Raw genomic sequence first — 9,723 nt, 5'->3', positions numbered from 1 at the left:
GCTTTTTCAGGGGCGCTCTGGCGTCGAGGCCTAGGACACCGCCCTTTCACGGCGGTAACAGGGGTTCGAATCCCCTTGGGGACGCCACTTACTTATTTTAAGTAATCTACAAAGCAGTATGACTGCAGCACTCTCTATCCGCGAAATAATAAAGAGTGAAAAATCTCTTGGTATGCCACCTACTATTCATTAGTAATATAGCTTTTAATAAAAAGTATCTAAAATCAGTTTACCTGCATTTCCATCACTACTTCAAAACTATCCAGTGAAGTTAAAATCTCAAAATTAAATAATTTAATATAATAACTCCTATATATTATTAGTTTCTTTCCTTTCTTTATATTCAGCTTAAATATACTTCGCCTATGTTAGGGTACATATAAACGTCCAAATAAATAGGAGGTTATATGGCAAGTGGATGGGCACGCGATGGTGCAATTCAAGAACAAATTGACGCAAGCGTTAATGACGCTGTGCAGTATGCTAGAAGTAATTTAGTTTCTGGAGCCAGTGCCGAGCTATGTGAAGAATGTGATGAACCAATACCACAGGCACGAAGACTTGCGGTACCTGGGGTTAAGTATTGTGTAAGCTGCCAAGCTGACCTAGAAGGTAAAGGCGGGCTTTCAAAAGGGCTTAATCGGCGTGGCAGTAAAGACAGTCAATTACGATAAAAAGGTGCATACAGCACCTTTTTTAATATCGTATCAGAGTTGAGCTTAGATAATTAAAAAGGGGTTAGTAAACCTATTAAATAAATTTACTAAAATTTATTCATGTTCTCTTTTTTCTGAATAAGTTCAATTGAGTAGCCATCTGGATCTTTTACAAACGCAATTTCTGTTGTGCCACCCTTTACTGGTCCTGGTTCACGGCTAACGTTACCACCAGCGCCCTTAATATCTTCACAGGCTTTATAAATATCATCAAACTCAATGGCGATATGGCCATAGGCATTACCTAAATCGTAGCTGTCGGTATCCCAGTTATAGGTTAGTTCAAGTACTGTCGTGTCAGTTTCATCACCGTATCCTACAAAGGCGAGGGTGTAGCGGTACTCTTCGTTATCAGCACGGCGTAACTCTTTCATACCGAGCACTTGAGTATAAAACGCAATTGATTTATCTAGATCAGCAACCCGTAACATGGTGTGTAGTAAACGCATTTAAACCCTCTTAAAATTCACATAAATTTTGATAACGCAGCCATTTTATAACGAATACCGCTGCGCTGTTAAAATATCAATAATCCGATTATAAATTATTTCTGTGAGCATCACAGTATCATCGCCATTAGTATTTATAAACTGTACAACGACTGTATCGATATCTTTATAATAACGAGCAATGCTTGAATACCCTAATACCCAACCCGTGTGTTCATACTTATAAAGTGATGCATACAAAGCTTGCTCTTGTTCGTCGAAAAAAGCGCCTTTGTTTAAAGCAATAAGAAAGTCGCCTATATCTTGTGCGGTAGCCACATAGCCTTGATCGAGTGCTTTAAAATCATTCTCATAACCTACGTAGTAACCACTCATCAAATCTACTAAATTTATTTCATGCACTGATGAAAACGTGTTCGTTAGGCCCAGTGGCGTTAAAATTTCATCTTTAATATATTGGTTGTGATCATAACCCAGTACGTTAGACATAATTTTTCGCAGCAACAAATAATTAGTATTAGAATAGCCATAATCAGCATCAGGGCTAAAATCAGCGGGTTCATCGAGCACTAATGCAAGTGGATCAGGGTAGGTGATTGACCAATCAAAATTATCGGTGTCTGTGTAATTGGGTATGCCACTTTTGTGCTTTACCATCATTCGCAATGTAATTTTATCTGCGTTTTCAATGCGCCCAATTAATGATGGAAGATAATCAGCCAGTGTTTTATCTATATCAATACGTCCAATGGCTGCAAGCTTAGTTAAAGCCGCTGCGTCATAAAGCTTTCGGATACTGCCTATTTTAAATAGTGCATTAGGGTATGCGGGGATTTTTTGCTCTCGATCATGCCAACCATTTGCAAAATATTCAGGTTGCTGTCCTTGTTTATGAATATAAACAATAATGCCATCAATTCCTTGTTCAATAGCCTCTTGTGTTTGTGCTTGAACGTTAGCGGGCAGTGGGTGAAAGTAATATAAAGCAAACTGCCAAGGGGCAAAAATGTATATGCTAGTAAGAGTAACAATGAGAGCTGCAACGCGCAGAAGCGTGAGCGCCTTTTTGTTCTTCAACTGTATCATTGCATTCTGGTCTCATTTATTTTTGGAGTGTGAGGATCAGCTCTTTATTCTACTAAACAGCAATATCATGTGATATTGCTGTTTAGTTATAAGGAGTTCAACTCTATTAAAATATACTTTTTACTTATTAGCTTTGCCCTTAAGAACATAGATTTCGCCATCAAAACTGCCTTGAATTGTTAATCCTTGTCCTGCAAGCTCCTTAAGATAGTCTACATGCTCTTGTGTAATATGTTGCCCCGGAACCAAAAGCGGAATGCCTGGCGGGTAGGGCGTAACTAAACCGGCGCAAATGCGGTTGTTACTTTTGCTAATAGGTACCGATTCGCGCTCGCCATAAAAAGCTTCGCTTGGAATACAGGCTAAGTCTATAGCTGGTAGGTTTTCCGGTAAGCGAGAACGTCGCGTCGATGTGGCTAGTTTTACCTTGCCACTATCGAGTTTTTTCAACGCATTGTATAAACGAATGATCTTCGAACGCGTGCCGCCAAGAGTCAGTAACACCAAAATGGTACTGTGGGTGTATTTTTCTATTTCTAGGCCAATTTCATCGAGAAGATATTTATGAATATCTTTTAATGAATAGGGTAATTCGCTAATGTCGATGAGAATTTTTAGCGGATCGTGACCCATGTTATCACCACTAAAGTGTGGAAATATTTCCATAAAATCTTGTTTACCAAGCACTTTAATTTGTTTGAGTGAAGCCATCTGTTGTTTAAATTCTTCCACATGGTTCAACAAAGCATTGAGTAACTTATAGCCTTCCATCTCCAATTGCTTTTGGCACACATCAAGCGACGCGATAAGCTGATATTTCGGCGATGTACTGGCATAAATACTGTAAATCTCGCGAAAGAAATCAGCATCGAAATCAGGATCGTTAACATGAATATAAGACGCCTGAGAAAACGCCGATACCACTTTATGCGCTGAATGAGTAACATAATCAGCGCCAGCATGAATGGCGGAATAGTAACGTAAGCTTGGATGAAACAGCGAGTAAGCAAACCACGCTTCGTCGATAAACACCTTAATACCATGCTGATGAGCAAATTCTACTACCTGTTTGAGGTCGCTTAGCAGACCATCATAAGTGCAACCGGTAAGAACCAGTAATTTTGCATCGGTATTTTGTTCTATTGCTTGTTTTATATCAGCCAATGACGGTGGCGCAAAAATCCCATATTTAGGATTTAAAATACTCGACAAATAAATGGGTAAACTGGCTGATTGCAAAATGCCGTAGTGCACAGATTTATGGCAATTACGGTCAATAATCACTTTATCGCCCTTGCGAAGCAGTGTCTGCAAGATGATTTTATTTGAGGTAGATGACCCGTTGGTAACAAAATAGGTATGTTTCACTTCAAACGTTGCCGCAGCTGACTCTTGGGCACGGCCAATGGTATTGGTGCTATCTGATAATGAGCCTAACGAATCGACTGACACCGACAAGTCACCCACGAAGACATTACGGCCATAAAACTGATAAAAATCTTTAATATAAGGAGAATTTCTAAAGCTAGAACCGCCACTATGTCCTGGAGTGTGCCATGAATCATTCGACTCGCCAACATACCGGCGATACGCCGTCCAAAATGGGGTTTCTGAGCGATCATCGAAATCGTTAATCATATAACCTAAAATTGCTTCAGGGTCTGAGATTACTTCATCTTTGAAGAAGAAAGACTCAATCTCCTCCGACTCATTAACGATTTCTAGCCCTTTTGTATCATCACCAATAACATAAACGGGTAACTCAAGGCGGATCCTCTTTAGTTGCTCGATAAAGCGGCTATACATTTTCTCGCCTACTTTATTTTGCACATCCCAACTAAGTACAACAGCTTGAATATCGCCATCTTCTTCAACACACTCAAGCGCTTCTTTAAGTTCAAGACGTTCGATAATATCAATATGAATATCGCTTCGCTCAAAATTAGCAATTGTTTTTGACAAATTCGTTGAAAGCTCTTTTAAGATGCTGGGGTCTTGCTCAATTAACAATATACGAAGTAAGGGTAACATAGAGGGTCCGCACTATAATTTTATTTATGCTCAGTAGCATAACTAAAGGAATGATACTTGTGAAATTAATACTTTGAAAATGTGCCAATAATTACGGCAAATCACGAATAAACAGATTTTATTTGAATTGATTTACAAGGTATGAAAAATGAAAGGTGCCAAAGTTAGACACCTACTTTGAATAAACAAAAAGGTAACACTGGAATACGAATTAATCATTGAGCTTATTCTTATAAGCCTGATAATTGAGGTTTATTATTAACAATCGTGCTAAATGAACGTTTTTTATTTACGGATCTATTCTACTTTATCTTTAAACTCTTTAGGCACTACTTTTTCGAGCTTCTTTTCTACTTCAACAAGGTTCTTACCCATAGCAAACTTATCAAGGTTTGAGTCGGCCAGCCAAAATATAATGAACGTAGAACGAAAATACTTACTTTTTCAAGACTGCTTTGAGCGAAAACCTGTCATTGATATTGGATAATATAAAAGTCAATTGGGTGATCAAACTCTGCTTTGCGCATATATTCACGAAAATGAGCGACGCGCGCATATTGTTCTATTTAACTTTTTTTAAAGTTTTAGAAAACTTAGTGATAGTAATACCTTAGCTTATTTGTTAAAACTATATTATGCAGAAAAATGAGCGTAGCGTCGTCAGAAATATGCGCGATGAGCGCACTATTAAATTGTTAAGCACTCCAGATGAAAAATGATCAACAATACGGAATAAATTTATCTGAACGGGTTTATGAATTCCTGAAGCAAGGTAGCTCTATTAGTTCTAGCCATTACGGATATTGTGGAGTTGGTTTTGTCTTCGATAAAAATGTGATTCACTATACTCACTTCGATGAGTGGTTAACTTGGAGGGGTGGAAAACGGTATGAATTGGGTGGAGAGTATTTGGGAATTATAAAGTCCTTTGCTACCAAGCAGGAGTTTGTGGGGTGGCTCTCAATACAGTCCGACCACTCCCTTTCTGGCTTCGAAACAGGTGATGACTGGTATATTAATAATCAGCGTATAACTAAAAGTCGGCTCGAAAGGTTTTTGCAGGGGCCGCATGCTTAACAAGGCAATCCAGCATCAGCCACTACGTGGCTTGGACAGCCTAGCCGTCGCTTGTTTTGTGCATGGCTTCGCCATTATCGCACAAAACAATCAACAACTAGTCTGCCGCTGATTGCGGCGTTATAAGGGCAAAGGAGGTCGTAGCAGTGAAATCAAATATAGAAATGATGAAAGAAGAGGTGACTGAGCTCAAAAAGCGTGGTCACCATTTATACCTTGCAATGATTGATGACGTGCAAGGTCTTCCTGATGACTTTAAAAAACAATTGGAAGAAGACGAAGTTACACTGCCAAACTTTAATCGCAGTTATGATTCTTGGTACTCCGAATCTTTGGTAGTTATAAAGCAGCTACTACCTGATCGTGTTGACGACTTTATTAAACAGTACAAGCAAGAAAAGAGAAAAGAAATTGATTTTCTAACTTACAGCATTTCTGACTATCTTTTGGGTGTTAGAACTACGCGAGGTTATGAACAAAAAGTGGTCGCAGATAAATCGGCTGCCGTTGGGAAGATGGAGATGCAAACTTCTATTCTAGCCGCTGTTAGCAAACGCTTTGAAAGTAAGCTGTTCGATATTCAGGAAGTGTTGCAGGCAGATCTTTTCGACAGTGAGCTTTCTGCTGCTCGTGAACTGTCGAAAAAAGGTTTTGTTCGAGGCGCAGGTGCAATTGCAGGTGTTGTATTAGAAAAGCATCTTGGGCATGTGTGTGAAACGCACAACTTAAAATCTCGAAAGAAAACCCCTTCAATATCTGATTTTTATCAGTTGCTCAAAGAGCATGACATCATTGACACTCCAAAATGGCGTTTTATTCAACATTTAGGTGATTTACGTAACCTGTGCGACCATCCAAAAGATAGAGACCCAACCAAAGAGGATGCACTTGAACTGATAGAGGGTGTCGAGAAAGTAATAAAAACTGTGTACTAAGCCCTATAACAAACTGCTCAAGATGGACTGCCAACGCGCGGCGGTTTTACTTCTGGTTAGGTTTGGTGTTTACGGTGGCTTATTTGAGTTTCGCGGTATGTTGGCAGCCACTTAACAGGGCGTTACCACTGTCTGCTCATGGCACAAAGCAGGCTTTGATTACTCTGTTTTCTCTTTAAACTCACACAAGTCTTCAATAATACAGCTGCCACATTTTGGTTTACGTGCCACGCAAGTATAACGCCCATGTAAAATGAGCCAGTGATGTACATCGACTTTAAATTCTTTGGGAATCACTTTTTCGAGCTTTTGCTCAACCGCTACAACGTCTTTACCCATGGCAAGTTTAGTACGGTTTGATACACGGAATATGTGCGTATCTACAGCGATTGTCGGCCAGCCGAAGGCTGTATTTAATACTACGTTAGCAGTTTTACGACCTACGCCTGGCAGGGCTTCTAGAGCTTCGCGGTTTTCAGGCACTTCACCGTTATGCAGATCTACCAATATTTGGCACATTTTGTATACGTTCGCAGCTTTGGAATTAAATAAGCCGATGGTTTTTATGTAATCACGTAGTGTGTCGTGGCCAATATCTAAAATGGCTTGTGGCGTATTAGCAACCGGAAATAATTTACGAGTGGCTTTATTTACCCCAACATCGGTGGCTTGTGCTGACAGTGTTACAGCAACTAGCAACTCAAATGGGCTTGAATATTCAAGTTCCGTCTCAGGATGTGGATTGTCGTCGCGTAAGCGAGTAAGTATTTGGTGACGTTTTTCTTTATTCATATAACTTAAAACGCATTAGCTTTATTAAGTTAATGCGTTTTCCCCTTAAGTTAAGCTAGTTACACGCGCTCTAGGGCCTTTTTCAGCTTCTGGCGGTGCGACTTGTTTTGATTTTATTTGTGCATCAATTACGTTTTTAGCGGCAATTAGCAGCCCAAGCCCTAAGAATGCGCCCGGTGGTAAAATGGCCAATAAAAACTGGCTATCAAAGCTAAATACTTCAATGCGCAATATAGCAGCCCAAGGCCCGAGTAATAAATCGGCACCATCAAATAATGTACCTTGCCCAATCAGCTCTCGCATAGCGCCAAGTACAACCAGAACCAACATAAAGCCTAAGCCCATCATTAAGCCATCAAAGGCAGATAAATGTACTGGGTTTTTTGAGGCAAACGCTTCTGCACGGCCAATAATGGCGCAGTTGGTTACAATTAACGGGATGAAAATCCCTAAAGATTGGTAGAGGCCAAAAGTGTAAGCGTTCATTAACAGCTGCACTATTGTTACAAAACCGGCAATGATCATCACAAATACAGGTATTCTAATATCTTTAGGTACCCAGTTACGCACTATTGATACGGTAATATTAGAGCCCACTAATACCAATAAGGTTGCTAAGCCTAAACCTAGCGCATTAGTAATTGTAGAGGTAACAGCGAGTAAAGGGCATAAACCTAATAACTGTACCAAGGCGGGGTTATTTCCCCATAAGCCTTCTTTGTAAAGGGTTTTTAATTCGCTCATGGCGTTACCTCTGGGCATGCGTTTGCTGCTGCGAACAGAGCATCAAAGTTATCTTGTGCATAAAGTACCGCGTTTTTGACTGAGCCTACAACGGCACGAGGTGTAATTGTAGCGCCAGTAAACTGATCAAACTGGCCGCCGTCTTTTTTAACGGCCCAACGATCGTCGCTTTCGCTTTGTACTGTTTTTGCATTAAATGTGGTGATCCAGTCTGATTTTTTTACTTCAACTTTATCACCTAAACCTGGCGTTTCTTCATGTTTGGTTACCCTTACACCCGCAATGGTACCATCGCGATATACTGCACTGAGTAAGTTTATATCACCACTGTAGCCGCTAGGGGTGACATGACGAATGACTAATGCCACAGGTTCGTTATCTTTTCGGGCACGATAAATAACTTGGTTGTCGTATGGCCCTAGTAATGGATCAGATATAATTACACAATCTTGCGATAGCTCATTGCTGTATTCGGAATGCGGCAATACTTCTTGAAGCTGATTAGTTAATTGCAATTGCTCTTGCTCTGCAATTTTATCAGCGGTAAGTGTATTAATTGTGGCAACGAGTCCAGTTGTTAGTAACGCAAACCCACACAATATTGCGCCATTTTTTACCATTGAAGAAATAATCATTTTACTGCTCCATGGCCATAGGTTCTTGGTTGTGTATAGTAATCGATAAGCGGTACCGCTATGTTTATTAGCAACACCCCAAATGCAACTGCATCAGGAAAACCACCAAAGGTGCGAATTAAATACACAATTAAACCAATTGCTGCACCATAAATAAGGCGACCTCGATTAGTGGTTGCAGCTGATACAGGATCGGTGGCGATAAAAAAGGCCCCCAGCATAGTCGCACCACTAAACAAGTGAAACACTACACCCGGCTCTGTACCTGGCGAGGCAATATAACCAATTGCTGCGCATAAGCTTAAGCTTGCAATAAAACTCACTGGTATATGCCAGTTAATTACTTTTGTTTTTAACAGGTAAAGGCCGCCGAGTAAGAAGGCTAAGTTAACCCATCCCCAACCTAGGCCAGTCCACTCATTAAATACGCTCTTTTGCATGCTCTCTGTCACCGTTAGTCCGTGAGCAATATCTGTTTTTAAGGTATCAAGTGGGGTAGCCATTGTGCTGCCGTCTATTCCTACTCGGAGCTGATCTAAGCTGTATCCTAACGTGGTAAAGTCGCTAAAGATTAAGCTTAACTGCTGGCTAAAAGTAATACCCGTATTAAGTAATTCTGTAACGGGTAACCAAGCAGTCATTTGCACAGGGAACGACACTAATAAAAGCACATAGGCTGCCATTGCAGGGTTAAATAAATTAAACCCTAAACCACCATATAGCTGTTTAACAATAACTATGGCAAACAAACACCCTATAACAATAATCCACCAAGGCGCTAAAGGCGGAATACTTATTGCCAATAACACACCGGTAAGCCATGCACTGCCATCGCTTAATGCAGGCCAAATAGGGCGCTTACGCATTAACATAACGGCTGCTTCAAATGCGCTTACACACACTAACGCTAATAATAATTGGATAAGGACACCGGTGCCAAAAAATACAACTTGCGCAATAACACCAGGAATACAAGCCGCAATCACAGTTAACATTAAACGTGTCACAGATTTGTGACTATGATTGTGGGGTGAACTGGCCATGGTTAGTTTCATGACTGATCGTTTCCTTCTTTTTGTTGCTTTTTAGCTTTAGCGCGAGCAATAGCGGCGGCTACGGCGGCTTTCTTTTTTTCTTGAGCTGTTTGCTGTGAACCTTCTGAAGATTCATCGTTGCTTTGTGGCTCAGTGTTTTCACTTTGTTTTGCTAATTCATCAGCCTGCGCTGCTTTTTTGGCTTTAGCGCGGGCAATAGCGGC

11 protein-coding genes and 1 pseudogene are annotated in these 9,723 nt (G+C 40.4%); 3 read left to right on the top strand and 9 right to left on the bottom strand.

The genetic code is table 11. The features are described from left to right. Nucleotides 1–407: 407 nt before the first annotated feature. Complete coding sequence (locus CWB78_RS09430; protein WP_008115225.1) at nt 408–674, top strand: DksA/TraR family C4-type zinc finger protein; 267 nt, start codon at nt 408–410, stop codon at nt 672–674. Between the two features lie 89 nt (nt 675–763). Here the strand turns inward: CWB78_RS09430 and gloA are convergent, their stop codons facing one another. From gloA to CWB78_RS18965, 4 genes and pseudogenes are all read right to left on the bottom strand, one after another. Further along, complete coding sequence (gene gloA / locus CWB78_RS09425; protein WP_010388396.1) at nt 764–1,165, bottom strand: lactoylglutathione lyase; 402 nt, start codon at nt 1,163–1,165, stop codon at nt 764–766. 45 nt (nt 1,166–1,210) lie between these two features. Further along, a complete protein-coding gene (locus CWB78_RS09420) occupies nt 1,211–2,251 on the bottom strand; it encodes a serine hydrolase domain-containing protein (protein WP_138595196.1) in 1,041 nt (346 codons plus the stop codon). A 120-nt stretch (nt 2,252–2,371) separates the two neighbouring features. After that, a complete protein-coding gene (locus CWB78_RS09415) occupies nt 2,372–4,282 on the bottom strand; it encodes an aminotransferase class V-fold PLP-dependent enzyme (protein WP_055013363.1) in 1,911 nt (636 codons plus the stop codon). Between the two features lie 312 nt (nt 4,283–4,594). Continuing rightward, a pseudogene (locus CWB78_RS18965) lies at nt 4,595–4,678 on the bottom strand (endonuclease III); the annotation flags it as partial. A gap of 312 nt (nt 4,679–4,990) precedes the next feature. On the opposite strand from CWB78_RS18965, the gene CWB78_RS09405 reads away from it, so the two are divergent. Next, nucleotides 4,991–5,359 carry a hypothetical protein gene (locus tag CWB78_RS09405; RefSeq protein WP_138595194.1) on the top strand — a complete coding sequence of 123 codons (369 nt, stop codon included), beginning with the start codon at nt 4,991–4,993 and terminating at the stop codon, nt 5,357–5,359. A gap of 146 nt (nt 5,360–5,505) precedes the next feature. Beyond that, the gene (locus CWB78_RS09400; RefSeq protein WP_171040332.1) at nt 5,506–6,294 is read left to right on the top strand and encodes a HEPN domain-containing protein; all 789 of its coding nucleotides are present in this window, start codon (nt 5,506–5,508) and stop codon (nt 6,292–6,294) included. Between the two features lie 159 nt (nt 6,295–6,453). On the opposite strand, the gene nth is transcribed toward CWB78_RS09400, so the two are convergent. From nth to CWB78_RS09370, 5 genes are all read right to left on the bottom strand, one after another. Beyond that, on the bottom strand, nt 6,454–7,086 hold the full coding sequence (nth, locus tag CWB78_RS09390; protein ID WP_138595192.1) for an endonuclease III: 633 nt from the start codon (nt 7,084–7,086) through the stop codon (nt 6,454–6,456). A gap of 45 nt (nt 7,087–7,131) precedes the next feature. Then, nucleotides 7,132–7,830 (bottom strand): electron transport complex subunit E, encoded by a 699-nt coding sequence (locus CWB78_RS09385; RefSeq protein ID WP_008115234.1) that lies wholly within the window; start codon nt 7,828–7,830, stop codon nt 7,132–7,134. Then, on the bottom strand, nt 7,827–8,465 hold the full coding sequence (gene rsxG, locus CWB78_RS09380) for an electron transport complex subunit RsxG (RefSeq protein ID WP_138595190.1): 639 nt from the start codon (nt 8,463–8,465) through the stop codon (nt 7,827–7,829). Before rsxG ends, CWB78_RS09385 begins: the two co-directional genes overlap by 4 nt. Beyond that, a complete protein-coding gene (gene rsxD / locus CWB78_RS09375; protein ID WP_008115238.1) occupies nt 8,462–9,520 on the bottom strand; it encodes an electron transport complex subunit RsxD in 1,059 nt (352 codons plus the stop codon). Before rsxD ends, rsxG begins: the two co-directional genes overlap by 4 nt. Further along, a partial coding sequence (locus CWB78_RS09370; RefSeq protein WP_138595188.1) for a hypothetical protein occupies nt 9,517–9,723 on the bottom strand: 207 nt, incomplete at its 5' end. The genes CWB78_RS09370 and rsxD, both read right to left, overlap by 4 nt.

It is taken from the genome of Pseudoalteromonas sp. S1612 (assembly GCF_005887175.1).
Taxonomy (GTDB): Bacteria; Pseudomonadota; Gammaproteobacteria; order Enterobacterales; family Alteromonadaceae; genus Pseudoalteromonas; species Pseudoalteromonas undina.
Note: the sequence above shows the minus strand (reverse complement) of the source record. Positions and strands in the feature narration are given on the sequence as shown.

Excerpts from the sequence above, each read along its gene's own strand:
- CWB78_RS09385 (WP_008115234.1), bottom strand. The coding sequence starts at position 7,830 with ATGAGCGAATTAAAAACCCTTTACAAAGAAGGCTTATGGGGAAATAAC.
- nth (WP_138595192.1), bottom strand. The coding sequence starts at position 7,086 with ATGAATAAAGAAAAACGTCACCAAATACTTACTCGCTTACGCGACGAC.
- rsxD (WP_008115238.1), bottom strand. The coding sequence starts at position 9,520 with ATGAAACTAACCATGGCCAGTTCACCCCACAATCATAGTCACAAATCT.
- CWB78_RS09420 (WP_138595196.1), bottom strand. The coding sequence starts at position 2,251 with ATGATACAGTTGAAGAACAAAAAGGCGCTCACGCTTCTGCGCGTTGCA.
- CWB78_RS09405 (WP_138595194.1), top strand. The coding sequence starts at position 4,991 with ATGAAAAATGATCAACAATACGGAATAAATTTATCTGAACGGGTTTAT.
- CWB78_RS09430 (WP_008115225.1), top strand. The coding sequence starts at position 408 with ATGGCAAGTGGATGGGCACGCGATGGTGCAATTCAAGAACAAATTGAC.
- rsxG (WP_138595190.1), bottom strand. The coding sequence starts at position 8,465 with ATGATTATTTCTTCAATGGTAAAAAATGGCGCAATATTGTGTGGGTTT.
- CWB78_RS09415 (WP_055013363.1), bottom strand. The coding sequence starts at position 4,282 with ATGTTACCCTTACTTCGTATATTGTTAATTGAGCAAGACCCCAGCATC.
- gloA (WP_010388396.1), bottom strand. The coding sequence starts at position 1,165 with ATGCGTTTACTACACACCATGTTACGGGTTGCTGATCTAGATAAATCA.